We start from the raw sequence: 24125 nt of genomic DNA, 5'->3' as shown, positions 1-24125 counted from the left end.
AGCGGCACCTGAACGTTGCAGTGGTGGCTAGGCGCCCCGGTCGCCGCGCAGCTCCTGCGTTGCCCGTTTGTCACCGGCCGCCGCGCGCGCGGCCACCAGGCTGAAGACGACGATGCCGACCACCACCAGCACCGCCCCGCCGAGTGCACGCCCCTGCGGCCACTGCTCGCCGAGCCAGAGCACGCCAATCAGCGTGGCGAACAGGATCTCGGCCGCCTGCATCGCTTCGGCCGCGGCCAGCGCCGTCGGATCGTTGCGGACCATGCCGGTGGCCTGGAAGAACAACACCGTGGCAATCACGCCGGCTCCCAGCGCGACGCCGCCGGCAAGCCAGACCTGCCCCGTCGACGGCAATCCCGTACCGGCCCAGGCGAACGCGGCCACGGCCAGCCACATCGGCTGGCTGGCCAGGGTCATGCCGAACACGCGCTGGGTGGCGTTGAGCTCGACGCCGGCCTTCTCCAGGTGCAGCAGCAAGCCGCGATTGCCCAGCGGATAGGCGAACGCGGAGGCAGCCACCAGCACCAGCGCGATCCAGCCGTCGCGGTCGAGCCCGCCGCCGCCATGGCCGAACTGCATCAGCAGCACACCGATCACCACCAGCGTGCCGGTGAGCAGCGCCGGCAGTGGGATGCGGGCGCGCGCATCGCGGTAGAGGAACGGCGCGCACAGCATCCCGGCGATGACGGTCAGCTGGAAGGTGCCTGCAATCAGCCACGACGGCCCACTCGATGCCGCAAAGCTCAGGCACAGGTAGAACAGTACAAAGCCGATGCCGCTCCACAGCAGCCAGGGCCCCGGGTGCGCACGGATCGCGCGCCACACCGGCATCATGCCGCCCTGCCATCGCATCAGCGGCAGCATCAGCGGCAGCGTGATCAGGTATCGCAGGCACGCCGTCCACGCCCAGTGGCCGCCTTCGACGGCGGCCGCACGATTGAGCACGTAGGTGCAGGTGAAGAAGAACGCCGATGCCAGGGCGATGGCGACCGCGCCCAGCGCCACGCGGCGCGTGGTCACGTGCGTTTCCGGATCGGAATCCGGCTCACGGGCACCTGCACTTCGTCGACGCCGCCGACGCGGATCGGCGTGCCCGGTTGCGGGCCCCAGGCGTGGGCATAGATCACTTCCCATGTCGCCGGCAGCCGGCCATCGCGACGCCACGGCTCATAGGCCTGCGCGGCGCGGGCGAAGCGGGCGCGACCGGTCAGGCTGCGGCGGCGGTCGACATTGGCATTGGTCGCGCCCAGCGTGCGCAGCTCGCGCATCAGCTCGCCCAGGTCGGCATGGCCGAGCACGAACTCGTCGCGGTCGAGCACGGGGTTCTTGAAGCCGGCGGCGATCAGCGAATCGCCGAACTGCGCGATGGAGGCGAACGCGCTGACATGCGGCACGTTGTCGGCCTCGGCGAAGGCGCCGCGCAACTCGTGCAGCGTATCGGGGCCGAAGGTCGACACCAGCATCAGGCCGTCGGGCTTGAGCACGCGGCGGAATCCGGCGAACACGGCCGGCAGGTCCTCGACCCACTGCAGGCACAGGTTGGAGAACAGCACGTCGACGCTGCCGTCGCGCAACGGCAGCGCGCGCGCGTCGGCGCAGACGGCGTCCGGGCGCGCACCGCCGAACAGGCGCGGGCGCCAGCCACCGGCGTTGTGGCGCGTCTCGCGCAGCATCGGCAGGGCCAGGTCGAGCGCGACCACCTGTGCCTTCGGCCAGCGCTTCTGCATCGCGATGCTGGCGTGGCCGGGACCGCAGCCGACATCGAGCACGACCTGCGGCGGTGCGCGATCGAGCGCGGGGTCGTCGAGGTAGTCCAGCTGCTCCATCAGGCGCGAGGCGACCTCGCGTTGCAGCGCAGCGGCGTTGTCGTAGCCGTGCGCGGCACGCGAGAAGGCGCGGCGGACCTGGCGGTGGTCGAACAGCTCCGTCATGCCAGTGACCCGTCATCCCCGCGCAGGCGCGGATCCATGGACGTTGCTTCCGGTGGGAACGGCGTGGACGTCCTTGGATTCCCGCCTTCGCGGGAATGACGTTCCACTGCGTCCATGAACGCATCGATCTCCTGCGCCACCTGCTCCGTCGCCCCCAGGAACGGCGCATGCCCGGCGTTGGCGATCACCACGCTGCGTGCATCGCGCGCCAGCGCGGCCGCGGCCGGCATCGCACCGGCGGGAACCAGTCGATCGCGTCGCCCGGAGATCCACAGGCTCGGCACCTGCAGGCCGGCGAGCTCGGCGCGCAGGTCGAGGCCGTCGAGCAGCGTCAGGCCTTCCTGCAGCGCGCGCTCGGCCGGCTCGCCGCGTTCGAACGCCTGCACCTTGAGGCTGCGCAGTTCGTCCTGTGCGTGCGGCGAACCCAGCGCCTCCAGGGCAAGGAAACCTTCGAGCGTGCCGCGGAAGTCACGGCGCAGGGCATCGCCGAAATCGCCGAACAGTTGCGGCGTCACGCCATGCGGCCAGTCGCTGCCGGCGACGAAGCGCGGCGACGAAGCGATCATGATCAGGCCACGGACATGCTCCGGGAAATCCAGCACCGCGCGCAGCGCGAACTGCCCGCCCAGCGACCAGCCCAGCCAGACGGCGTCGGGCACCCGCGCGACCAGTTCGGCGGCCAGCGCCTGCGGTTGCAGCGGCGTGGCGTCGTCGCGCGAATGGCCGTGGCCGGGCAGGTCGACCAGGTGCAGCGTGTAGCGCTGCGCCAGGCGCTCGGCCAGCGGCGCGAACAGGCCGCCGTGCATGGCCCAGCCGTGGATCATTGCCAGCGCGGGACCGTGCCCGCGCGTCTCGATGTACATGTTGTTGCCTTGGAACCAGGTGCCTTGCGGCGTGGGGGATGGCGTCCGGTCCGGGGATTGCCCGGGCGGCTGATTATCCGGGTTCAGTGGGCCGACGCCTGCACCGAAAGTGCCGAAAGGACCGCGAGCGCTTCCTCGCGCCGTTCCGCCGCGACCAGCAGGTGGTCGTGATGGAAGCCGGCCAGGACGTTGCAGGCGATGCCGTGCCGCGCCAGCGCGGTGGCGACCGCTGCGGTCAGTCCGACCGCATCGAGCGCCGAGTGCACGCCCAGGCTGAGCCAGGCCGCGCGGAAGTCGTAGGCCAGGCGCAGTGCATCGGCCTTGGCCCGGGGCAGCACGTAAGTGACGCCTTCGGCCTCGCGGACGCTGGCTTCGGCCTGCGCGGCCGGGCCAGGATCGGCATCGGGCCGGCTGACGAAGACGAATTCGCCCTCGCGCGCGGTCACCTGCAAGCTGGCAAGCAGGCGCGCGAGGTCGCGCTCACCGCTCATCGCACGAGGGCGAGATTGCGCTCGGGAAGGCCGGTCATGCCCAGGTTGACGCGGTCGCGTGCCTTGGCGATGGCATCGACCAGGCCGTCGACATCGCCGGCGCCGTGCAGGGCCGACAGCGTCACGCGCAGCCGCGCGCGCCCTTCGGGCACGGTCGGCGGGCGGATCGCCGCGACCCAGTAGCCGGACTGCTCGAGCGACTGCGCCATCACCAGCGCGCGGTCGTCTTCGCCGCACAGCACCGGCTGGATCGGCGTCTGCGAATCGAGCAGGTCCAGGCCCAGGCGCTGGGCGCGTTCGCGGAAGCGGCCGGTCAGCTCTTCGAGCTTGTTGCGGCGCCAGTGCTCGCTGCGGGCCAGCTTGACCGCCGCCAGCGTCGCCGCGGCCTGGGCCGGCGGCAACGCGGTGGTGTAGATGTAGCTGCGCGCGGTCTCGGACAGGTGGCCGATCAGGTCGGCATCACCCACCACGGCCGCGCCGTAGCCACCCAGCGCCTTGCCGAGCGTGGCCAGCTGCAGCGGCACGTCGGCGATGCCGAGCTTGGCCGAGGAGACCGTGCCGCGTCCGTCAGGACCGACCACGCCGATGCCGTGGGCATCGTCGACATAGAGCAGGGCCTTCTGCACGCGGGCAACCAGGGCCAGTTCGCGCAGCGGGGCGACGTCGCCGTCCATGCTGAAGACGCCGTCGGTGGCGATCATCGCCAGGCCTTCGGGCATGCCGCGCAACTGGCGGATCGCGCCCTCGGCGTCGGCGTGCGGATAACGGCGCAGGCGGCAGCCTGCCAGGCGTGCGGCGTCGATCAGGCTGGCGTGGTTGAGGCGGTCCTGGACGCAGACGTCATCGTCGCCCAGCAGGGACTGGATGACCGCGAGGTTGGCGAGGTAGCCGCTGCCGAACAGCAGCGCGCGCGGCGCGCCCAGCCAGTCGGCCAGTTCGCGCTCGAGCGCGTCGTGGATGGCGTGGTGGCCGCAGACCAGGTGCGAGGCGACGCCGCCGGCGCCTTCGCGCGAAGCCGCGTCCTGCAGCGCGCCAACTACGGCGAAGTGCTGGGACAGGCCGAGGTAGTCGTTGCCGCAGAAGTTCAGCAGGGATCGACCGTCGACAACGCAGCGCGCGCCATCGCGCTGGGTCACCGTGCGGCGCACGCGGACGCGCGCGGTGGCGACGCGCTGCTCGCGCGCCGCATCGATTCGCTCACGCCACGTCGCCCGGGCCATGGTCAGGCCGCGCAGGTCGGGCTGGCTGGACGGAAATTCGACGACGACGGGTCGCCGTCGATTTGTTCGACGATTTCGGCGTGCACGGTTGTCCCCTGTTGAGTGACCTGCATCGGTCGCAGGCCCAGTCGGGCAAACAATGCCATATCCCGCTCGGTGTCGGGATTACCGGTCGTCAGCAATTTCTCACCGTAGAAGATGGAATTTGCCCCGGCGAGGAAGCAAAGGGCCTGCAATTCGTCGTTCATGGCCTCGCGGCCGGCCGACAGGCGGACCATCGAGCGCGGCATCAGGATCCGGGCCACGGCCACGGTGCGGACGAATTCGAACGGGTCCAGCTGCTCGGCCCCGGCCAGCGGGGTGCCCTCGACCTGGACCAGGCGGTTGATCGGCACCGAGTCCGGGTGCGCCGGCAGGTTCGCCAGGGTCTGCAGCAGCCCGGCGCGCTGCTCGCGCGACTCGCCCATGCCGACGATGCCGCCGCAGCAGGTCTTCATGCCGACGTCGCGGACGTGGGACAGGGTGTCGAGCCGGTCCTGCATCTCGCGGGTGTGGATGATCTGGTTGTAGAACTCCGGCGCGGTGTCGAGGTTGTGGTTGTAGTAGTCCAGGCCGGCCTCGCGCAGCGCCTGCGCCTGGGAGCCCGACAGCATGCCCAGGGTGGCGCAGGTCTCCAGGCCCATGGCCTTCACTTCCGAGATCATCATTGCCACCTTCGGGATGTCGCGGTCCTTCGGCGAACGCCAGGCCGCGCCCATGCAGAAGCGGCTGGCACCGGCGGCCTTGGCCTGGCGGGCCTTCTCGATCACCGCCTCGGTGCTCATCAGCTTGGTCGCCTCGACGCCGGTGTGGTACCGGGCGGCCTGCGGGCAGTAGCCGCAGTCCTCGGGGCAGCCGCCGGTCTTGATCGACAGCAGCGTGCTGACCTGGATCTCGGCCGGGTCGAAGGTCTCGCGGTGTACCTGGCCGGCGCGGTGCAGCAGCTCCGGGAACGGCAGGTCGAACAGGGCGCGGACCTCGGCCCGCGACCAGTCGTGGCGCAGCGCGCTGAGGCCGGAAGTGGGGGAGACAGAAGACGAAGGGGCAGCGCTGACAGCTGACATGTGGCTTTTCCGACGGTTGCAGCGGGACAGGGCCGGCAGTCTGGAAAGGGTGACCGGCACTGTCAACCAAACAGGGGGCGATCCAGTTGACGGCCGCCCGGGAGGCTGGCTGCAGCGCCTCGGCGCGGCCCTGTGGCCACCGCATTGCCTGCTCTGCGGCGAACCGGGCGACGCCGGGCTGGACCTGTGCCGGCCCTGCCTGGCCGCCCTGCCCTACAACCGCCAGGCCTGCCGCTGCTGCGCCCTGCCGCTGGCCGCGGTGTCGAGCGCCACCCTGCCCCTCGCTGCGACCTGCGGTGCGTGCCTGCGGCGACCGCCACCGCAAGCCTCGGCGCGGGCCGTCTTCGTCTATGCCGCCCCGGTCGACCGCCTGCTGCCGCGGGTGAAGTTCCATGGCGACCTGGCCTGCGCGCGCCTGCTGGCGACCTTGATGGCCCGCGAACTGGCCGGTGCCGAGCGCCCTCAGGCACTGGTGCCGCTGCCCCTGCACCCTGGGCGCCTGCGTGGTCGCGGTTACGACCAGGCGCTGGAACTGGCCCGACCGCTGGCGCGCGCCTTGCGCCTGCCCCTGCGCGACGACCTGCTGCGGCGCCGCCGCGCCACCGCGGCACAGTCGCAACTGGGCCTCGCCGACCGCCGCCGCAATCTGCGCAATGCCTTTGCGACCCGGGCCGATGCCGCGCTGCCGGCGCATGTCGCCGTGATCGACGACGTCATGACCACCGGCGCCACCGCCCGCGCCGCGGCCCTTGCCCTGTGTCGCGCAGGCGTGGCGCGCGTCGATGTGTGGGTGTGCGCGCGGGTGCTGTGAGCGACGGGGTTCGTCAGTTCGACGCGCTCACGTCAAACTGTCCGGTCACCAGCAGCGCAACACGGCAATAGAAGGCAGCATGCGGATTGGAATCGACTTCGGAACGAGTTACTCGGCTGCGGGCGCCGTGATCGACGGCAACCTGCAGCTGATCCGCTTTGGCGACGACCGGCAGTTCCGCACGACCGTGTTCTTCCCGCTGCGCATGCCCGACGTGACGCAGTTCGAACTGACTCCGGAACTGGACGACCAGGTGCGGGCGCTCGTCGCCGGCGCGAAGCGCGACCAGACCCAGGAACAGGCGCGCGTGCAGCGCCTGCGCGAGGAAGCGATGAAGCGTCCGGCGCACCTTCGCGCCGAAGCGCTCGCGCTGGTGCCGACGGCGCGCAGGCAATCGGACCACGAAATGCATCGGGCCGCTGTCGTCGCCGTGCGCCGGCAATGGGCAACCGACGAGATCCGCAAGGCAATGGATTCCGGCGCAGACGTGCAGAACGCGCTTTACGGCGACGATGCAGTCAAGGCGTACATGGCCAGCGGCAGCGGCCACCTGGTCGTCTCGCCCAAGTCGATGCTGGGCTACAAGCTCGAAGGCAATGCGCGCGAGGCACTGCTGCGGATTGCCACGCAGCTGCTGCGCCACATCCGCACGACGGCATCGGCCCAGCTCGGCGCCGACGTGCGCGCGGCGGTCATGGGGCGGCCGGTGCGCTTTCGCAGCAGCATGAAGGAAGCGGGCGGCGTGCAGGCCCTGGAAATCCTCACCGATGCCGCATACGCCGCCGGCTTCGATTCCGTCGATTTCCTGGAGGAGCCGGCGGCGGCGGCGTACGGGTACCACCGTGCCGTGGCCATGCCGCGCCGGACACTCATCCTCGACATAGGCGGCGGCACGACGGATATCGCGCTGGCCAACGTCGGCGGGCCGGGCGCGGCGCCGGTCATCGACGGATCGTGGGGCGACCCGGTCGGCGGCACGGACGTCGACATCGAGCTGAGCATGCGCGGCGTCATGGCGCTGTTCGGCAAAGGCGTGACGCCGACGGCGGTGCATCGCTACTACGAGGCCTCGACGGTCCATGACCTGGAGCGGCAGAGCAGGTTCCAGCATGCGTCGTTCAAGCATGTCGAGGCCCCTTACGGCGAGCGCCTGGAACAACTCAAGCTCCCCGGTCATACCGTGCGCCTGAACCGCGCGGTCGAGCGCGCCAAGATCGGTCTGAGCGACGAAGACCAGATCGAGTTCGAGCTCGACTACATCGAGGACGGGCTGCGGGTGCGCCTCGACAAGGAGCGGCTGCACGATGCAGCCAGCCCGTTCCTGCGCCACCTCGGCGATCTGATGCGCCGCGCCAGGGCGGAACTGCCCTACCAGCCGGAGGTCGTCTACCTCACCGGCGGCATGTCGCGCTCGCCGTACGTCCCGCTGGCCGTGAGGGAGGTCTTCCCGGGAGCGGAGATTGTCAGCGGCGATGCGTCGCTGGGCGTAGTGACTGGGCTGGCACACGCGGCTGCGGCCGGCCAGGGCGAGGCCGTCATGGGAACGTAGAGCTTTGGTCTCGTTGCAGTACCACGGCCGGGAAACGTGATGCCTATAGGCATCTTTTATTACTGAATAATGACTCCTATAGGCATCGTTTATACTTGACAATCGATGCCCATAAGCATCCACTAGGCGTACAGAAGGATTCCTATAGGCATCCATCGTCCAGGTGGGGCGCGGGTAGCGCGCCGGGAAAACGATCGGAGGTCGATATGGCAGTTCCACCTGCTTCGCGCAAAAGCATGCAGTCGGTCGCCCGCCGCAACCTCGATGAGACGGGCCGAGCCTTCCGAGAGGCGGGGCCGCGGATTCGCGCGGTTCCTCGTGGCGGCTGGATAGCGGCAATTCGTGAGGCATTGGGAATGTCCGTGCAGGACTTTGCCGATCGACTCGGGGTCACCAGGGCCACGGCCGCAAAGCTTGAGGCCAACGAGCGCCGCCGGACGATTCAGCTGGATTCGCTGTATCGCGCAGCAGATGCGTTGGGATGCGAAGTGGTCTATGCCTTGGTTCCCCGCCAGCCCTTGCAGGAGGTCGTGGCTGACCGGCGTTTGGCAATCCTTCAATCCATGCAGAAGCGAACCCAGCAGAACATGCGCCTTGAGGCGCAAGAGGTGGATGACGTCCGACAGCAAGAACACCTCCGTGCGCAAGCCGAGCTTCTGGTTCCTGACCGCAGGCTCTGGCGCAAGGAGGAATGAACACGGATGCAGGCCAACGACGAGATCGAAGACGGGCAGACACCACTGGATCCCGATGAGGCCCATGGCCTGATTCCAAATTGGGTGGCCACGCGCGGCGACCTCAACGAGGTCGAGAACGAAAATATCAATCTGGCCTATGCGTGGGCCGACAATGCCTTGCGTCGACGGGAGGAAGTGGCGAGCGACCAGTTCCTGCGCGGGCTGCACACCGCCATGTTCGGGCTCGTCTGGACGTGGGCCGGAACCTATCGGAACACCGAGCGCAACATTGGGGTGGCGCCCCATCAGATCAGCACGCAGCTGCGCCAGTTGTTCGACGACACGCATGCTTGGCGCGAGTTCAATACCTACGCCATGGACGAGCAGGCATACCGGCTGCACCACCGACTCACTGCCATCCACCCGTTTCCCAACGGCAACGGGCGCAGTTCCCGCCTGATGGCGGATTATTACCTGACTCAGAATGGCGCCGCCCCGTTTACCTGGGGCGTGCGGCGTATCCAACCCAATCATGTACGAAGGACCTACCTGGAGGCGATTCGCGAAGCGGACTCCGGCAACTACGCGCCGTTGGCAGGATTCGTTCGAGGCTAGATGAAAGGAGTCGCGACCGGGTGTCGGCGATCGCCGCCGCCAGCTGCGTTGCACCTTTGCGAAAAATTCCCGGTGCGCCGCTCCGGCGCGCGTCGCGCGCGTGGGAGGCGTCATGGCAAACGGATCAGGCATTGCGCGGGTCGATCCGTGGATGCCCGCGTCGATGGCGCCAGCTTGACCTGACCGCGCGCGCGTCGTATCCCTGCTGCGAATTTCACGGACTGGAGAGGGCAATGGGCAGGATGACGGAAGAATCCGTGGCGCGCAGCGGCTGGGTGTTCGTGCTGTACGGCGTCATCGCGCTGGCGTTCGGCATCGCGATGCTGTGCTGGCCCGAGCGGACCGTGCAGGTGATGGTGATGGCCTTCGGCCTGCTCGCCCTGATCGACGGTGCGGTCAGCCTGCTGAGCGTGTTCCGCAAGGACATCGCGTTGCCGAACTGGTTGCTGATCGCCTATGCCGCCGCATCGATCGGACTGGGCGTGCTGGCGCTGTATCAACCGCTGTGGCTCGCCGAAGCGATGCTGTGGTTGCTGGCGCTGTGGCTGATCGTGGCCGGCATCGCGCGACTGGTGTTCGCGACGTTGCTGCGCAAGCTGGTCAGCGGCGAATGGCTGCTGGCACTGAGCGGCGCACTGGCGATCGCGCTGGGCGTGCTGTTCCTGGCCAAGCCCGACATCGGCCTGCACACGATCGCGCTGTGGGTGGCCGTGGGCGCGCTGCTGTACGGCGCGTTCCAGTTGCTGCTGGGCTGGCGCCTGCTGCGCCGGCGGTGACGCGGGGCACGGGTTGCCCTGGACTGGATCCGCGGGTGCACGGGGTCCGACACGCATGAATCCCGGGTGCGCTTCGCTTACCCGGGCTACGGCCAGGCTTATTGTTTCTTTGGCTTGGCTATGTCGGCCTTTGGCCGAGCGCCCGAGCCGATGATGGCCTCGGCGCGGATCTCCATCGGTGCGCCCTTGGAGAACAACGCGGTGGTGCCGACTGCCGTCCACGCCGGGTAGTGGTCCTTGAAGAATTCGCGGTGCACCTTCAGCACCGGCTCGACGACGCGGCGGAACTCTTCATGGTCGCGGGCGACGTGGAAGCTCTGCAGCTCGATCACGTCGGCCATCGTCGCCCCGACCGTCGCCAGGTGCGCCTGCATCTGCTGGAACGCCCAGCGGATCTTCGCCTCGTCGGTCTCGCCGACCGCGGCGGGGATGCCGGAAATGATCACGCGGTCGCCGATGCGCACGACCGGGCTGTAGTGGATGTCGTGGTACGAGTCCTCCCAGCCCGACGGGGCGAGATGCTCGCGCGTGGGCGCCTGCTGCGCGTGGACGGGGCCGCAAAGGCCGGAACCGGCGGCAAGGATCAGGGCGAACGACAGGCACAGGCGAGGCATGGTCGGGCTCCGTCACGGGGGATGGCTGCAGCGCGATTGCAGCGCAATTGCGGCCACCGCACCAGTCACGAAAGTGCATTTGGGCTTCACGCGCCCCAGACCGGTCGCCGTTCACCCTGCCCGCCATCGACACGCAAGGAGATCGCGATGAGCAGGACCGGACTGTTGGCAAGCCTGGGACGCAGCTGGTGGGTGCTGGTGGTGTACGGGGTGATCGCGGTCCTGTTCGGCATCAGCGCGTTCGTCTGGCCCGGCAGCACCGCGGTGGCGATCGCCTGGGCGTTCGGCGTGATGGCCCTGGCCGAAGGCCTGATCAGCGCGTTCGCGCTGTTCCGCAAGGATGTCACCGTGTCCAAGGGCTGGCTGGCGCTGTACGCAATCGCCTCGATCGCGTTCGGCATCATGGCCATCCTGCACCCGCTGGCCGTGGCCGGGATCCTGTTGCTGCTGCTGGCGGTGTGGCTGGTGATCGCCGGCATCTGGCGCATCGTCCTGGCGATCCGGGTACGCAAGGAAATCGAAGGCGAATGGCTGATCGCGCTCAGCGGCGTGCTGGCGATCGCGCTGGGCGTGATGTTCTTCGTCCACCCGGCAGCGGGCCTGGTGACCGTGGCGCTGTGGATCGGCGTGGTCGCGCTGATCTACGGCGTGCTGCAGATCATCGCCGGCTTCCGCCTGCGCAAGCTGGCGAAGGCGTTCTAGCGGGTCGGCTGGCCGGCCCGCCAGCCGGCCCCGCTCACGGCGCCGGCGCGCGCAGCGCGAAGTCGAGCGCGATGCCGGCGAACACGACCAGCCCGACCCAGTGGTTGTGCAGGAAGGCGCGGAAGCAGGCCTTGCGATCGCGCGTGCGGGCAATGACGAACTCGTACACGACCAGTGCCGCGGCCACCGCCACGCCAGCCCAGTAGTACGACCCCATTTCGGCGCGCTGGCCCACCAGCACCAGGGCGCTGAAGAACAGTGCGTACAGCACGCCCTGCGCGACCAGGTCGAGCTCGCCGAACAGGATCGCCGTCGACTTGCTGCCCATGCGGATGTCGTCGTCGCGATCGACCATCGCGTACCAGGTGTCGTAGGCGGTCGCCCAGACGATGTTGGCCGCGTACAGCAGCCACGCCAGCGCCGGCACTTCGCCGCGCACGGCGGCGAAGGCCATCGGGATGCCCCAGCCGAAGGCCAGGCCGAGGTAGACCTGCGGCAGGTAGGTGTAACGCTTGAGGTAGGGGTAGCTGGCGGCCAGCAGCACGCCGATGAAGCTCATCCAGACGGTCAGGCGGTTGAGCGTGAGCACCAGGGCGAAAGCCGCCAGCATCAGCACAGCGAACAGCGCCAGCGCTTCGCGGCCGCGCACCGCGCCGGTCGCCAGCGGGCGCTCCTTGGTGCGCTCGACATGCGGGTCCAGCCAGCGGTCGGCGTAGTCGTTGATCACGCAGCCGGCCGAGCGGGTCAGCCAGACGCCGGCGCTGAACACGAACAGGGTCCACAGCGGCGGCAAGCCCCCGGCGGCCAGCCACAGGCCCCACCAGGTCGGCCACAGCAGCAGCAGCCAGCCAATCGGGCGGTCGCCGCGGACCAGCTGCCAGTACAGCGACAGGCGTGCCTTCCACGGGGCGACGGCGGGGGTTTCGAAGCGTTCGTAACTCATATCGAGCGACAGATTCTGACCGATTGCTGGTCGGTTGTTGGTCATTGGGCGCCCGGATGGCGCGTAATGCGGTCCGCGGCGGGGTGCGGCAGCCCGTAGCCGGGCATTTGCAGCTAGAATGCCAGCCCCGCGCGGAGCGACTGTGATCGGATTCATCCGGTCAGGCCATCCGCGCAGGATCTTAGCCAGGCGCCCGTAGCTCAGCCGGATAGAGTAGTGGCTTCCGAAGCCATTGGTCGGGGGTTCGAATCCCTCCGGGCGCGCCACTTCCCGTGTTCCAGGCCACTGTGGCATGGATCACGGGGGCGGGCTTTATACTGGCGCAGGCCGCACCTGGTGCGGACGGTGTTGGACGTGACCGGCTTCGGACGACCGTTATTCGGGAAATCCGCGCAGGCCACTATTCGTCGAAGCTACGCGTGCCCGCCAAGGGTGCGTGCCATAGGTGGGTTTGTGCGCAATTACGACCTTGAGTTCCTTAAGAAATTCTCGATGGTGATCGGCTTCCTGATGCTGGTCACCGTGGGCCTGATGGTCGCTGCGATGTACGTGCACGACCAGCTGCCGCCGGAGATCAACCCCGACGTGGCCAAGCGCACCGCCGAGCGCATCGCGCCGGTCGGCGCGGTCTACGCCGGCACCACCGGTGCCGCGGCCCAGGCTGCCGCTTCGGCCGCTGCCGCTGCCAAGGCCGCCTCGCAGGTCGCCTACGGCGGCACCACCGACGGCTCGGTGATCTTCAACAACCTGTGCACCGGCTGCCACACCTCCGGCGCCGGCGGCGCGCCGACGCTGGACAAGGCCCACTGGGCCGAGCGCCTGCCCAAGGGCAAGGACACCCTGCACAAGCACGCCATCGAAGGCTTCACCGGCACGGCCGGCGTGATGCCGGCCAAGGGCGGCAACCCGGCCCTGACCGACGAGCAGGTCATCGCCACGGTCGACTGGATGCTGGGCAACCTGAAGTAAGTCGAGGTTCCGACCTGCTTCGCACGACGCCGCCTCCGGGCGGCGTTGTCGTTTCTGGCGGCCGGCGACAAGCCGTTGTCGCCTGCGCTCGTGATAATGCGCGACCACCTTCCGCCAGACGCGCCATGACCCGCACCCGCCCGACCGCCCTTGTCCTGCTGCTGGCGCCATGCCTGCTGGCCGGCTGCAGCACCCTGCCCGGCAGCGGCGCCACCGGGGCGGCCATCGCCATCGGACGCGTGCAGGGCACCGGCGCGCAGAGTCCGCTGCTCGGCCAGACGGTGACCGTGGAAGGCGTGGTCAGCGCGCGCGCCGGCCAGGGCGGCCAGGGCAGCAAGCCCGGCTGGTACCTGCAGGACGGCGGCGATGGCGATGACGCCAGCTCCGACGCGATCCTCGTCCTCGATTCCGCCACGGCAGTCGAGCCGGGCGATCGGGTCCGTGTCCGCGGCGTGGTCGCCGAGCAGGCCAGCGGCGGCGCCAGCCGTACCGCACTCGAACAAACGACGGTGCAGCGTCTGGGCCGCGGCACGCTGGTGCCGGTGGCGATTCGCGACGCCGCGCCCGACTGGGAGCGGCTGGAAGGCATGGCGCTGCGTTTCGACACGCCGGTGCTGCTGGCCGACAGTGGCGACCTGGGCAAGCACGGTCGTGTCCTGGCCAGCGTCGGCGAACGTCTTTGGCAGCCCGGCGAACGTGCCGCGCCCGGCAGCGACGCCGCGCGTGCCGTCAGCACCGGCAACGCCCGGCGCCAGCTCTGGCTCGAAGCGGCCGATGGCGCATCGGCTCCGGACTGGCCGCAGGGTCTGGCCGACGCGCGCAGCGGCAGTCGCCTGAGCGGCGTAACCGGCGTGCTCGACCAGGCAGGCGCCGGGTATCGGCTGCAACTGACCTCGGCCCCTGTGCTGCAAGCTGCGTCGCGCCCACAACCACCGCAGGTGCCCGGCGACCTGCGCGTGGCTGCGCTGAACCTGGAAAACCTCTTCAACGGCGATGGCCACGGCGGTGGTTTTCCCACGCCACGCGGCGCGCGCACGCCGCCCGAGCTGTCGGCGCAGCTGGCCAAGCACGTCGCCACGATCACCGGCCTCGATGCCGACATCGTCGCGCTGATGGAACTGGAGAACGACGGCTACGGTCGCGATTCCAGCATCGCTGCGCTGGTCGATGCGCTCAATGCCGGCGGCGGCACCTGGCGCTACGTCGATGCCGGCCAGGGGCCTGGCGACAACGCGATCCGCGTCGGGCTGATCTACCGCAGCGACCGCGTCCGCAGCCAGGGCAAACCGGCGACGCTGCAGGCCGGTCCGTTCGGGCCGCACAGCCGCGTACCGCTGGCGCAGGCCTTCGTGCCGACGAAATCCGGCCGTGTCGATGGCGCTGCGTTCGTCATCGTCGCCAACCATTTCAAGTCCAAGGGCTGCAGCGGCGCGCAAGCCGATGACCGTGACCAGGGCGACGGTGCCGCGTGCTGGAATGCGACTCGCAGCGAGTCGGCACGCCTGCTCGACGACTGGCTCAAGCGCGATCCGACTGGCCACGGTGGCGCGCGGACGCTGCTGGTCGGCGACTTCAACGCCTACGCCCGCGAAGCGCCACTGCGCTTGCTGGAAGACGCCGGCTGGCGCGACGCGTTCGCCGTTGTCGGCGTCGTTTCGCCCTACAGCTACGTCTATGACGGCCAGCTCGGCCGGCTGGACCATGCACTGCTCAGCCCGGCCCTGGCGCAGCGCCTGCGTGGCGCGGCCGAATGGCACAGCAACGCCGACGAGCCCGAAGGTGCCGGTTATCGTGCCGGTGGCGCCGGACCGTGGCGCAGTTCCGACCACGATCCGTTGCTGCTCGGCTTCGATCTGCGCGGCAAGTAACCGCGCCGGTCCGCCGGATTACGGAGACTGAACCCGCCGCCCCGTATCATGGCGGCATGAACAGTCCCGCGTTCCCCACCGCCGCCGCCACGACGCTGCTGCTGGACGGTCCGGTCGGCGTGCTCGAAGCCACCGTGGAAGCCGCCGAGGCGCCGGTGCGACCGGTCGTCGCCATCGTCTGCCACCCGCTGCCGACCGATGGCGGCACCATGCACAACAAGGTCGTGACGATGACGGCGCGCGCGCTGCGCGAGTCGGGCGTGGCGACGTTGCGTTTCAACTTCCGTGGCGTCGGCGCCTCCACCGGCAACTTTGATCACGGCAATGGCGAGGCCGACGACCTGCGCGCGGTCGCCGCATGGGTGCGCGCGCAGCGTCCGGACGCACAACTGTGGCTGGCCGGTTTCAGTTTCGGCTCCTACATCACCCTCAAGTGCGCGGCCGAACTCAAGCCGGGCATGCTGATCTCGATTGCACCGCCGGCCGCCGGCCGCAGCTGGGACTTCAGCACGCTGGTGCCGCCGGAGTGCCCGTGGCTGGTGATCCAGGGCGAGTCGGACGAGATCGTCGACCCGCAGGCGGTGTACGCCTGGATCGACAGCCTCAAGCAGCTGCGGCAGCCGCCGGAGCTGGTGAAGATGCCCGACACCAGCCACTTCTTCCACCGTCGCCTGATCGACCTGCGCGGCGTGATCAAGCACGGCGTCAAGCCTTACCTGCCACCGGAACAGGCACCGCAGGACGCATGAGCACCGAGCTTCTGGCCGCGCCGTCAACGCCATCCATCCTCTACGCCGCCGGAGTCGCCCGCGGCGACTGGAACGACGATCCCGCCCAGCACGCGGCATTGCGCGAGCTCGACCGCATCCATGCCGCGCTGCTGTCACCGCGCCGGCGCGGGTTGCTCGACGGCCTGCTTGGGCGCAAGCCGGAGGCTGCGAAGGGGCTGTACCTGTGGGGTGGCGTGGGGCGCGGAAAGACGTTCCTGATCGACATGTTCTACGAAGCGCTGCCGGCACAGGATCGCAGCGACGATCAGATCGGCAAGCGCCGCACCCATTTCCACCGCTTCATGCGCGAAGTGCATGCGCAGTTGCGCGCACACGCCGGCGAAAGCGATCCGCTGGCGGCAATCGCGCGCCAGTGGGGGCAGGAGCTGCGCGTGCTGGTGCTCGACGAGTTCTTCGTCAACGACATCGGCGACGCGATGCTGCTGGGCCGCCTGCTCGAGCGCCTGTTCGCCGAGGGCGTGGCGCTGGTCACCACGTCCAACACCGAGCCGCGCAACCTCTACAAGGATGGCCTGCAGCGCGCCAGCTTCGTGCCGGCGATCGCGCAGCTGGAACGTCATTGCCGCGTGCTCCATCTCGACAGCGCCCACGACTACCGCCTGCGCGCGCTGACCCGCTCGCCGGTGTACCGCGCGCCGCTGGACGCCGCGTCGGACACCTGGCTGGGCGAGCGCTGGCATGAACTGACGGCGACCTGCCCGCGCGAGGAAGGTCCGCTGGTCATCGACGGTCGCGAGATCCCGGTGCGCGCGCTGGCCGAAGGCCATGCCTGGTTCGATTTCGCCGCGCTCTGCGAAGGCCCGCGCGCGGCCAGCGACTACATCGAGATCGCCACCGAGTGCCACACGGTGCTGGTGGGTTCCATTCCGCTGTTCGACGGCAGCAACGACGACCCGGCACGACGCTTCGTCCACCTGATCGACGAGCTCTACGACCGCCACGTCAACCTGGTCTGCACCGCGGCGGTGGTCCCGACCGCGCTGTATGCCGGCAACAAGCTCGCCCATGCATTCGAACGCACCGCCTCGCGCCTGATCGAAATGCAGTCGGCGGAGTACCTGGCGCTGGAACACCGCGGCTGAGGCTGTCGCCTGCGGGCGCGGCCTTCAGATCGCCGACTTGCGCGCACCGCGCCCGCGCATCGCCGCAAGCACTGCGTAGACCACCACCAGCGCCGTCAGCGACAGCGCGATGGCCAGCCATTCGTTCTCGCTGAGCGTGGCCAGGATCGCGGCCATCGTCAGCATCGCCAGCCCCGGCACCAGCGGGCCGCCGGGTAGCACCAGCGGCTCGCCCTGGCCACGCAGGTTGATCCGCTGTGCGCGCCAGGCCGACAGCGCCACCGCAGCGAACACCAGGCAGATCGCGCCGCCGGAGATCAGCGCGAGGGTTTCGAAGCTGCCAGCCACGGCCAGCACGATGGCGACACCGGCATGGGCGAACAGGCCCAGCATCGGCACGCGGTGACGGGCGTCGACCAGTCCGAACGCGCGCGGCAGGAAGCCGTCGCGGCCGAGTGCGAACAGCAACCGCGACGACGAGAACAGGTTGCCCATCAGGAACCCGAGCATCGACACGCAGGCGGTGACCAGCAGCAGGATGCGGCCCGGACTCCATAGCGAGTGGGCGGCGTCGGCGATGGGCGCCGTGCTGGCGGGCAGGTCCGCGCCGAGCATGCCCTGGCACACCGACTGGATGCCGATGTAGAGCAGCACCACGATCACGATCGCGCTCATCGTCGCGCGCGGCACCTGGCGGGCCGGGTCGCGCACCTCGCCCGATGGCACCAGTGCGGTTTCCATGCCGGCGTAGGCGAACACCACCAGCACCAGCGACGAGCCCAGCGCCGACCAGGACGGCACCGCGGTCCAGTCGAAGCTGACCTGCTGCCAGTCGATGAAGAACAGGCCCAGCGTCGCCAGCAGGAACAACGGCGTCAGCTTCAGCGCCGCCAGCATCACGATCATGCGCGCGCCCAGCTTGACGCCGAAGGCGTTGAGCGCGAACAAGGCGCTGTACACCACCGCGATCAGCAGCGCCCGCTGCGAGGGCAGCGCGAACTGCGGAAAGGCGTGGGCGACCTGGCTGGTCAGCGCCGCGGCGACGCCGGCGCTGGAGGCGACGTTGCAGATCCACATCAGCGCGCCGGTCAGGAAGCCGGCAAACGGACCGAAGCAGGCGGTGACATAGGTATAGGGGCCACCCGTCGCCGAGGCACGGCTGCCGACGGCGGCGAAGCACAGGGCGATGGGGATGATCGCCACCGCGCCGGCCACGAACGCCAGCGGCGCCGCGCTGCCCAGGCGCGCGGCCAGCAGCGCCGGCAACATGAATATGCCGGCGCCGACGATGATGTTGATGATCGAGGCGCCGAGCTGGAACGACCCCAGCGAACGAACCAGCGCAGCTTCCCCCCGTAATGACGTGTCGGGAGAAGTGCTGGCGTTGTCCGTCATTGGGCGTGCATCGGTCCTGGATTGCGGGGGAGGGTCGCATATCGGCACCGGAGATGTCTAAGCTTGCGTCCGCCGCTGCGTTCCCCCGGACGGGCCAAAGAGCCTCCCCGGGGTGGACGAAAGCGTTGCAGGTGAAGGCGCTCGTGGCTGTTCAGCGGTTTCCCCCTCAAGGACGATCCATCCCCCATGAATCTGGCCCTGTTCGATTTCGACGGCACCATCACCACGCGCGAGATGTTTGCCGACTTCATGCAGCAGGCCGTGCCGGCGCGGCGATACAGCATCGGCAGGGTCGTGCTGGCGCCGCTGGTGGTCGGCTACAAGCTCGGCATGGTCAGCGCCAATCGCGTGCGTTCACGCGTGGTCGATTTCGGCTTTCGCGGCGTCGACCTGGCGCACGTGCAGGCGGAAGGCGAGCGCTTCTCGCGCGAGGTCCTGCCGGCGGTGCTGCGGCCGATGGCGCTGGAACGGATCGCCTGGCACAAGGCACAGGGCGACAAGGTGGTGGTGGTCTCCGGCGCGCTCGACCTGTATCTGTCGCACTGGTGCGCGCAGCACGGGCTGGAGCTGCTGTGCTCGTCGCTGGAGTCCAGCGACGGCGTCATGACCGGCCGTTACGACGGCGAGCAGTGCGCCGGCGAGGAGAAGGCACGACGCGTGCGCGAGCGCTTCGACCTGGCCACGTATCCGGTGGTCTACGCCTACGGCGACACGCACGAAGACCTCGACCTGCTGGAGCTGGCCGATCGCAGGTACTACCGCTGGCGCGAAGTGGCCTGATCGTCGGTCGCATGATCGTCGGTCGCGGCCTGGCTGCGCTCGCGCTCCTGCCTCAGCCAGCGCATCTCCGCGCGCTGCAGCTCGCGTGCCTCTCGTTCGCGCCGGGCCAGGTCCTGCGACAGGACCCGATTGAGCGACACCACCACCGCTGCCAGCAACAGCGCGAACGGCAACGCGGCGATGATCACCACCGCCTGCAGCGCGTCGAGCCCACCTGCGGCCAGCAGCGCCACCGCGATCGCCGCCTGCATCACCCCCCAGACCACGCGCCGTGACAGCGGCGGATCCTCGGCGCTGTCGCTGGACATGCTGGCCAGCACCAGCGTGGCCGAATCGGCCGAGGTGACGAAGAAGCTGAGCAGCAGCACGATCGCCACCCACGCCAGCAGCGTCGCCAGCGGCAGCTGCGCGAGCACGGCGAACAGCACGTGCTGGTAGCCCTGCGCGAGCACGGTCAGCAGGTCGACGTGGCCGAACATCTGCTGGAACAGCGCGGTGCCGCCGAACCCGGCGAACCACAGGAAACTCACCAGCGCCGGCCCGAACACCACGCCGACGACGAACTCGCGCAGGGTCCGCCCATAGGAAATGCGCGCAAAGAACGCCCCCACGAACGGCGCCCAGGCAATCCACCACGCCCAGTAGAAGATCGTCCACTCCCCGACCCACGAGCTCTGCGAGAACGGTGCCATCCGCAGGCTCATCGACGGCAGCAGGTTGATGTACGAGCCGAGCGTGGTGGTCAGGGTTTCAAAGATGAAGCCCGTCGGCCCCAGCACGATGACAAGCGCCAGAAGCAGCGCGGCCACGGCCATGTTGAAGTTCGACAACCACTTGATGCCGCGCTCCAGGCCGGAGGCACTCGAGGCCATGTACAGCACGAACGCCACCGCGATCACCCACAGCTGCGTCGAGAAACCGCTGGAGATACCGGTGACGTGATTGAGGCCGGCACTGATCTGGCTGGCGCCGAAGCCCAGCGTGGTCGCCACTCCCACCGCAGTCGCCACCACCGCCAGCACATCGACCCCATGTCCGGCCACGCCGTGCACATGCTTGCCGATCAACGGCTCGAGCAGATCGCTGACCAGACCGCGCGCGCCACGATTGAACTGGAACCACGCCATGGCCAGGCCCATCAGCGCATAGATCGCCCACGGGTGCAGGCCCCAGTGGAAGAACGCATAGCGCAACGCCGCACGTGCAGCCTCGCTGCTGAGGGGCGTGATGCCCTCGGGCGGCTTGCTGTAATGCGACAGCGGCTCGGCCGCCCCCCAGAACACCAGACCGATGCCCATGCCGGCCGAAAACAGCATCGCGAACCACGACCCGCGCGAGAACTGCGGCTCGGCATCATCGCCACCGATCCGCAGCGTGCCGAGGCGACTGAAGGCCACATAGCCCAGGAACACCAGCACCCCGAACACGATGACCAGGTACAACCAGCCGGCCCCGGCCAGCGTGCTGGCCTGCACCTGCTGGCTCCAGCTGCCGAAGGCCTCGGGCGCAATAACGCCGGCGAGCACGAGCAGGGTCAGCAGCGCAACCGAGAGTCGAAACACCATGTCGCGTCTCCGCGGGCACGAACCGGCGCGCAGGTTAGCTGGAGGGGTGCGAAGCCCGTGTGCTTGTCATGCGTGGCCGACTGCGCCAGAAGGAGCGACGTCCATGGATCCCCGACCCGGCGGACGACGCCACTCCGAAACTCGGAGGCCCGACCCGGCGGACGGCAGAAGGCGCCGGCCCGCAGACCAGCGCCGACCAGCTCTACTTGGGCGCGAGGATCTTCGACAGCCGGTCCTGCGTACCCGCGATGCGCGCCAGATGCGGGTACTTCAGGCCCTCGCGGTAATCCAGCCGCACCGTGCGCACCACCTCACCGTGCTTGACCACCAGCTCGATCGGGCGCGAACCATCTCGGTTGGCCTTGATCGCATCCTTCAAACGATCGTTCTCGAACGCATAACCATTGACCGCCAACAGCGTACTGCCCGGCGCGATACCGGCATCGAAAGCCGGACCATCCCAGCGCACCCCACCGACCGTCGCATCCTTGTTCGACACCGACATCCCGAGCGACGCACTGAAGTCTGCCGACTTGCGATCACCCTCGACAGCCTTGTGGTACTCGCTGGGCGTATCGGTATAGACCAGCTTCCAGCCGCTGGCAGCCAGACCGTCGAGCGGCGCCGCATTGGCATCCACCCGCTCGCGCAGGAACGACGCCCAGTCGTAAGCAGCCACACCATTGAGCGTGCGTGCCACCTCATCGAAATCGTACGTATTGACGTCCCAGTCACCGTCCTTCACCCCGAAGAACGCCTTGGCGAAATCGTCCAGCGAACGCTTGCCACCACTGAGATCGCGCAGCTTGCTGTCGACCGCCAGCCAGATCAGCTGGCCCGCACTGTAGTAATCCTCGCTCATCTGCCAGCTGCGGTACGCCTGCGGCTTGCGCGAGTTGATGATCGGATCGAGCGTGGTGTCCTGCACGTTGCGCCAGGCGAAACCCGGGCGATCGGTGCTGTAGGTCGACGCCACCAGCGCCAGCGCATCGCGCGCCTGCTCCGCGCTCCACAGGCCCGAGCGCGCCGCGAGCACATAACCCCAGTACTGCGTCTGTCCCTCGTACACCCACAGCAGCGTGTCACTCATCGGCACGTTGAAGTTCGGCGTCGTCAGGTCGGCCGGACGGCGGTACTTGCCGTTCCAGGAATGGGTGAACTCATGCGGCAGCAGGTCGCGATCGGCCGCGTTCTTGCCCCACTCGGTGAAGTACTCCGGGCCCACTCCATTCTCGCTGGAACGCTGGTGCTCCAGGCCGTTGCCGCCCATCTGGTCCGACAGCGAGAACAGGAAGTCGTAATGATCGTAATGACGCGCGCCGTAGAGCTTGTACGCCTGGTCGACGAGCTTGCGGTGCGCCTCGATCTGCTCCGGCTTGGCCTCCAGGTACTTCGGATCGTCGGCGACGATGTTCAGCCGCACCGGCACCTTCGCGCCCGGGTCGAGATCGACCTGCTTGAAGTAGCGGCCGGCGTACACCGGCGAATCGAGCAGTGTGTCGAACGGCACCGGCTTGTAGCGCACCGTGTCGCCTTCCTGCGAGGCCACTTCCAGCGCCGTACCTGCCTGCCAGCCGCCGGGAAGCTTCAGTGCCGGCGCGATCTGGATCTGCCGCGCGTAGTGGCCGGCCGGATACAGCGCGACCTGGTTCCACTGCAGGTTGAGCATGTCCTGGGTCATGGTGATGCGACCCTGCTCGCCGGCGGTCGGCGTGAGCACGTCGAAGCTCACCTCCAGCGTACTGACGCCTTCCGGCACGACCAGCTTGAACGCATAGACATCGAGCGGATCGCGGCGCCAGGCGATGGGTTGGCCGTTGCCGCTGAACTTCAGGCCGGCGACGCGGTTGACCGGACCGCTGGGCGAGTGGTTGCCCGGGATCCACTGCGGATACAGCAGCGTCAGCGGACCCGGCTGCACCGGGATCTGCTGGCTGGCGCGGAACACGCGATGGCTCAGGTCGGTGGCGTCGATGGTCAACGACAGCGTGCCGGGATAGGCCACGTCCTGCGGCGGCGCGGTTTGCGCCTGGGTGACCGGTGCAGCGAGCAAGAAGGAAACCAGCAGCGGCAGCGCGCGCAGGCGCGGCGCAGCAGACGAACGACGAAGCATGTACTCAACCCTGTGGAAGACGGCCCCTGTGGAAGACGGCCAACCCCGCATCGTTACGAGGGTTGGCGCCTGCGCACCCCTGCCATTGGGCACGGTCGGGCGTGACCGCGGGCACGTTCGCCAGAATTGGCAAAGTTACCGCAATGCCACGTTGGCGCCGCGGCGCCACACCAGGCAGCGGTTGTTGGCCGGCATCGCCACGTCCTCGACCAGGTGCAGGCCGATGGCACGGGCCAGCGCGTCGACGTCTGCCGCGTCGCGGATGCCCGAGCGCGGATCGCGCGCCTTCAGCCAGCCATCGAAATCGCGGTTGCTGTCGCTGCTGTACTGCCCGTCGTAGTTGAAGGGCCCGTACACGACCACCACCGCATCATCGGCGAGCACGGTCGACAGGCCGGCGAAGAACGCCTGCACTTCGGGCCAGCCCATGATGTGCAGCGTGTTGGCACTGAACACCGCATCGAAGCGGCCGTCGTCGTTGTCTGCGCACGGCCACGTGCCGCCCGACACCTCCAGCTCCACCGGAGCCGGGGTGTTGCCCAGGTCCGCTTCGTCCAGCCACATGCGGATGCCCGGCAACGACGCGGCCTGGTCGCTGCATTGCCAGCGCAACCACGGCATCGCCGCGGCGAAGTACACCGCATGCTGGCCGGTGCCGCTGCCGACTTCGAGCACGTCGCGGCGATCGCCGAAGTGCTGGCGCAGGACATCGAGGATCGGATCGCGGTTGCGATCGCAGGCAGGGGCGTAGGGGCGCTCGGACATGCACGCTGTATAGCGCAACAGGCTGTCGAACGGCGTCGTCGCCGTCATCCTCGCAGGCGGGGATCCAGTGCCCGGACGTGAAAGCGTGACGGGCTGCTGACCGCGAATCGCAGGCAGACGCGGTGCCGTCACCCAACTGCCGCTATCCTCCCCCGCGTCCACACCCCGCACACGGCAGCGGGTGCACCGTGCGCCCCATCACGCCGACCCAACCGGAGAACCCCCATGTTCCGCAGCCTTTCCTTCGCGGTGATCGCATTGACGCTTGCCGGTTGCGCTTCGGCACCTCCCGCCGCCGGCGGCGCCGTGCCCCCGTCGGGTGTGTGCAATGTCGAAGCCGCGCGCTGGGCGATCGGCCAGGGCGTCAACGACGACATCGTCAACCGCATCCTGCGCGACACCGGCAGCCGCGAATCGCGCGTGCTGCGTCCCGGCCAGGCAGCCACCATGGATTACCGCGAAGACCGCATCAACGTCGACGTCAACGACCGCGGCGCGATCACCGGCCTGCGTTGCGGCTGAT

22 protein-coding genes, 1 tRNA gene and 2 pseudogenes are annotated in these 24125 nt (G+C 68.9%); 13 read left to right on the top strand and 12 right to left on the bottom strand.

Features of this window, described 5'->3' with window-relative positions; all coding sequences use genetic code 11:
- Nucleotides 1-27: 27 nt before the first annotated feature.
- The 6 genes and pseudogenes from MNR01_RS11230 to bioB all read right to left on the bottom strand — a co-directional run.
- Entirely contained in the window at nucleotides 28-1020 is a 993-nt protein-coding gene (locus tag MNR01_RS11230) for a multidrug resistance efflux transporter family protein (protein ID WP_241917889.1), read from the bottom strand.
- Complete coding sequence (bioC, locus tag MNR01_RS11225) at nucleotides 1017-1931, bottom strand: malonyl-ACP O-methyltransferase BioC (RefSeq protein ID WP_241917888.1); 915 nt, start codon at nucleotides 1929-1931, stop codon at nucleotides 1017-1019. The genes MNR01_RS11230 and bioC overlap by 4 nt, the downstream gene beginning before the upstream one ends.
- A gap of 104 nt (nucleotides 1932-2035) precedes the next feature.
- A pseudogene (gene bioH / locus MNR01_RS11220) lies at nucleotides 2036-2794 on the bottom strand (pimeloyl-ACP methyl ester esterase BioH); the annotation flags it as partial.
- Nucleotides 2795-2877: 83 nt separating this feature from the next.
- Nucleotides 2878-3285 (bottom strand): ACT domain-containing protein, encoded by a 408-nt coding sequence (locus MNR01_RS11215; RefSeq protein ID WP_241917887.1) that lies wholly within the window; start codon nucleotides 3283-3285, stop codon nucleotides 2878-2880.
- On the bottom strand, nucleotides 3282-4505 hold the full coding sequence (gene bioF / locus MNR01_RS11210; RefSeq protein WP_241917886.1) for an 8-amino-7-oxononanoate synthase: 1224 nt from the start codon (nucleotides 4503-4505) through the stop codon (nucleotides 3282-3284). Before bioF ends, MNR01_RS11215 begins: the two co-directional genes overlap by 4 nt.
- 101 nt (nucleotides 4506-4606) lie before the next feature.
- Nucleotides 4607-5608, bottom strand: a pseudogene (gene bioB, locus MNR01_RS11205) (biotin synthase BioB); the annotation flags it as partial.
- Nucleotides 5609-5717: 109 nt separating this feature from the next.
- Here bioB and MNR01_RS11200 point away from each other — a divergent pair.
- The 5 genes from MNR01_RS11200 (at nucleotide 5718) to MNR01_RS11180 (ending at nucleotide 10036) form a co-directional block, all read left to right on the top strand.
- Nucleotides 5718-6419, top strand: a complete 702-nt coding sequence (locus tag MNR01_RS11200) for a ComF family protein (RefSeq protein WP_241920594.1) — start codon at nucleotides 5718-5720, stop codon at nucleotides 6417-6419.
- 79 nt (nucleotides 6420-6498) lie between these two features.
- Nucleotides 6499-7968 carry an Hsp70 family protein gene (locus MNR01_RS11195; protein WP_241917885.1) on the top strand — a complete coding sequence of 490 codons (1470 nt, stop codon included), beginning with the start codon at nucleotides 6499-6501 and terminating at the stop codon, nucleotides 7966-7968.
- Between the two features lie 206 nt (nucleotides 7969-8174).
- Nucleotides 8175-8663 (top strand): mobile mystery protein A, encoded by a 489-nt coding sequence (locus MNR01_RS11190; RefSeq protein ID WP_241917884.1) that lies wholly within the window; start codon nucleotides 8175-8177, stop codon nucleotides 8661-8663.
- Between the two features lie 6 nt (nucleotides 8664-8669).
- Complete coding sequence (locus MNR01_RS11185) at nucleotides 8670-9260, top strand: mobile mystery protein B (RefSeq protein WP_241917883.1); 591 nt, start codon at nucleotides 8670-8672, stop codon at nucleotides 9258-9260.
- Nucleotides 9261-9493: 233 nt separating this feature from the next.
- Nucleotides 9494-10036: a DUF308 domain-containing protein gene (locus MNR01_RS11180; RefSeq protein WP_241917882.1), complete on the top strand. Its 543-nt coding sequence runs from the start codon at nucleotides 9494-9496 to the stop codon at nucleotides 10034-10036.
- Nucleotides 10037-10134: 98 nt separating this feature from the next.
- Here the strand turns inward: MNR01_RS11180 and MNR01_RS11175 are convergent, their stop codons facing one another.
- On the bottom strand, nucleotides 10135-10650 hold the full coding sequence (locus MNR01_RS11175; protein WP_241917881.1) for a Rid family hydrolase: 516 nt from the start codon (nucleotides 10648-10650) through the stop codon (nucleotides 10135-10137).
- Nucleotides 10651-10797: 147 nt separating this feature from the next.
- On the opposite strand from MNR01_RS11175, the gene MNR01_RS11170 reads away from it, so the two are divergent.
- Nucleotides 10798-11352 (top strand): DUF308 domain-containing protein, encoded by a 555-nt coding sequence (locus MNR01_RS11170; RefSeq protein WP_241917880.1) that lies wholly within the window; start codon nucleotides 10798-10800, stop codon nucleotides 11350-11352.
- A 34-nt stretch (nucleotides 11353-11386) separates the two neighbouring features.
- Here the strand turns inward: MNR01_RS11170 and ubiA are convergent, their stop codons facing one another.
- The gene (gene ubiA, locus MNR01_RS11165; protein WP_241917879.1) at nucleotides 11387-12295 is read right to left on the bottom strand and encodes a 4-hydroxybenzoate octaprenyltransferase; all 909 of its coding nucleotides are present in this window, start codon (nucleotides 12293-12295) and stop codon (nucleotides 11387-11389) included.
- A gap of 189 nt (nucleotides 12296-12484) precedes the next feature.
- Between ubiA and MNR01_RS11160 the strand changes: the two genes are divergently transcribed.
- From MNR01_RS11160 to zapE, 5 genes are all read left to right on the top strand, one after another.
- Nucleotides 12485-12561, top strand: a tRNA-Arg gene (locus MNR01_RS11160).
- A gap of 187 nt (nucleotides 12562-12748) precedes the next feature.
- Entirely contained in the window at nucleotides 12749-13264 is a 516-nt protein-coding gene (locus tag MNR01_RS11155) for a c-type cytochrome (RefSeq protein ID WP_241917878.1), read from the top strand.
- A gap of 125 nt (nucleotides 13265-13389) precedes the next feature.
- Nucleotides 13390-15132 carry an ExeM/NucH family extracellular endonuclease gene (locus MNR01_RS11150; RefSeq protein ID WP_241917877.1) on the top strand — a complete coding sequence of 581 codons (1743 nt, stop codon included), beginning with the start codon at nucleotides 13390-13392 and terminating at the stop codon, nucleotides 15130-15132.
- 56 nt (nucleotides 15133-15188) lie between these two features.
- Nucleotides 15189-15881, top strand: coding sequence for an alpha/beta hydrolase (locus tag MNR01_RS11145; RefSeq protein ID WP_241917876.1), 693 nt, complete (start codon nucleotides 15189-15191; stop codon nucleotides 15879-15881).
- Complete coding sequence (gene zapE / locus MNR01_RS11140; RefSeq protein WP_241917875.1) at nucleotides 15878-17005, top strand: cell division protein ZapE; 1128 nt, start codon at nucleotides 15878-15880, stop codon at nucleotides 17003-17005. The genes MNR01_RS11145 and zapE overlap by 4 nt, the downstream gene beginning before the upstream one ends.
- A gap of 24 nt (nucleotides 17006-17029) precedes the next feature.
- On the opposite strand, the gene MNR01_RS11135 is transcribed toward zapE, so the two are convergent.
- Nucleotides 17030-18379 carry an APC family permease gene (locus MNR01_RS11135; RefSeq protein ID WP_241917874.1) on the bottom strand — a complete coding sequence of 450 codons (1350 nt, stop codon included), beginning with the start codon at nucleotides 18377-18379 and terminating at the stop codon, nucleotides 17030-17032.
- 186 nt (nucleotides 18380-18565) lie between these two features.
- On the opposite strand from MNR01_RS11135, the gene MNR01_RS11130 reads away from it, so the two are divergent.
- Nucleotides 18566-19159, top strand: coding sequence for an HAD family hydrolase (locus MNR01_RS11130; protein ID WP_241917873.1), 594 nt, complete (start codon nucleotides 18566-18568; stop codon nucleotides 19157-19159).
- On the opposite strand, the gene MNR01_RS11125 is transcribed toward MNR01_RS11130, so the two are convergent.
- The 3 genes from MNR01_RS11125 to MNR01_RS11115 all read right to left on the bottom strand — a co-directional run bounded on the left by MNR01_RS11125 (nucleotide 19135) and on the right by MNR01_RS11115 (nucleotide 23602).
- Nucleotides 19135-20724: a BCCT family transporter gene (locus tag MNR01_RS11125; RefSeq protein WP_241917872.1), complete on the bottom strand. Its 1590-nt coding sequence runs from the start codon at nucleotides 20722-20724 to the stop codon at nucleotides 19135-19137. The two genes, MNR01_RS11130 and MNR01_RS11125, sit on opposite strands and share 25 nt — an antisense overlap.
- Before the next feature lie 202 nt (nucleotides 20725-20926).
- Entirely contained in the window at nucleotides 20927-22837 is a 1911-nt protein-coding gene (locus MNR01_RS11120; RefSeq protein WP_241917871.1) for a peptidase M61, read from the bottom strand.
- A gap of 135 nt (nucleotides 22838-22972) precedes the next feature.
- Nucleotides 22973-23602: a DUF938 domain-containing protein gene (locus MNR01_RS11115; RefSeq protein ID WP_241917870.1), complete on the bottom strand. Its 630-nt coding sequence runs from the start codon at nucleotides 23600-23602 to the stop codon at nucleotides 22973-22975.
- Between the two features lie 225 nt (nucleotides 23603-23827).
- Here MNR01_RS11115 and MNR01_RS11110 point away from each other — a divergent pair, with 225 nt between their 5' ends.
- Nucleotides 23828-24124, top strand: a complete 297-nt coding sequence (locus MNR01_RS11110) for an I78 family peptidase inhibitor (RefSeq protein WP_241917869.1) — start codon at nucleotides 23828-23830, stop codon at nucleotides 24122-24124.
- Nucleotide 24125: the final 1 nt, after the last annotated feature.

It is taken from the genome of Lysobacter sp. S4-A87 (assembly GCF_022637455.1).
In the GTDB taxonomy this organism is placed as follows: Bacteria; Pseudomonadota; Gammaproteobacteria; order Xanthomonadales; family Xanthomonadaceae; genus Lysobacter_J.
Note: the sequence above shows the minus strand (reverse complement) of the source record. Positions and strands in the feature narration are given on the sequence as shown.

Bases quoted from the DNA above. Each gene is read 5' to 3' on its own strand.
- bioC (WP_241917888.1), bottom strand. From the start codon at position 1,931: ATGACGGAGCTGTTCGACCACCGCCAGGTCCGCCGCGCCTTCTCGCGT.
- MNR01_RS11215 (WP_241917887.1), bottom strand. From the start codon at position 3,285: ATGAGCGGTGAGCGCGACCTCGCGCGCCTGCTTGCCAGCTTGCAGGTG.
- bioF (WP_241917886.1), bottom strand. From the start codon at position 4,505: ATGGCCCGGGCGACGTGGCGTGAGCGAATCGATGCGGCGCGCGAGCAG.
- MNR01_RS11195 (WP_241917885.1), top strand. From the start codon at position 6,499: ATGCGGATTGGAATCGACTTCGGAACGAGTTACTCGGCTGCGGGCGCC.
- MNR01_RS11190 (WP_241917884.1), top strand. From the start codon at position 8,175: ATGGCAGTTCCACCTGCTTCGCGCAAAAGCATGCAGTCGGTCGCCCGC.
- MNR01_RS11185 (WP_241917883.1), top strand. From the start codon at position 8,670: ATGCAGGCCAACGACGAGATCGAAGACGGGCAGACACCACTGGATCCC.
- MNR01_RS11180 (WP_241917882.1), top strand. From the start codon at position 9,494: ATGGGCAGGATGACGGAAGAATCCGTGGCGCGCAGCGGCTGGGTGTTC.
- MNR01_RS11175 (WP_241917881.1), bottom strand. From the start codon at position 10,650: ATGCCTCGCCTGTGCCTGTCGTTCGCCCTGATCCTTGCCGCCGGTTCC.
- MNR01_RS11170 (WP_241917880.1), top strand. From the start codon at position 10,798: ATGAGCAGGACCGGACTGTTGGCAAGCCTGGGACGCAGCTGGTGGGTG.
- ubiA (WP_241917879.1), bottom strand. From the start codon at position 12,295: ATGAGTTACGAACGCTTCGAAACCCCCGCCGTCGCCCCGTGGAAGGCA.
- MNR01_RS11150 (WP_241917877.1), top strand. From the start codon at position 13,390: ATGACCCGCACCCGCCCGACCGCCCTTGTCCTGCTGCTGGCGCCATGC.
- MNR01_RS11145 (WP_241917876.1), top strand. From the start codon at position 15,189: ATGAACAGTCCCGCGTTCCCCACCGCCGCCGCCACGACGCTGCTGCTG.
- zapE (WP_241917875.1), top strand. From the start codon at position 15,878: ATGAGCACCGAGCTTCTGGCCGCGCCGTCAACGCCATCCATCCTCTAC.
- MNR01_RS11135 (WP_241917874.1), bottom strand. From the start codon at position 18,379: ATGACGGACAACGCCAGCACTTCTCCCGACACGTCATTACGGGGGGAA.
- MNR01_RS11130 (WP_241917873.1), top strand. From the start codon at position 18,566: ATGAATCTGGCCCTGTTCGATTTCGACGGCACCATCACCACGCGCGAG.
- MNR01_RS11125 (WP_241917872.1), bottom strand. From the start codon at position 20,724: ATGGTGTTTCGACTCTCGGTTGCGCTGCTGACCCTGCTCGTGCTCGCC.
- MNR01_RS11120 (WP_241917871.1), bottom strand. From the start codon at position 22,837: ATGCTTCGTCGTTCGTCTGCTGCGCCGCGCCTGCGCGCGCTGCCGCTG.
- MNR01_RS11115 (WP_241917870.1), bottom strand. From the start codon at position 23,602: ATGTCCGAGCGCCCCTACGCCCCTGCCTGCGATCGCAACCGCGATCCG.
- MNR01_RS11110 (WP_241917869.1), top strand. From the start codon at position 23,828: ATGTTCCGCAGCCTTTCCTTCGCGGTGATCGCATTGACGCTTGCCGGT.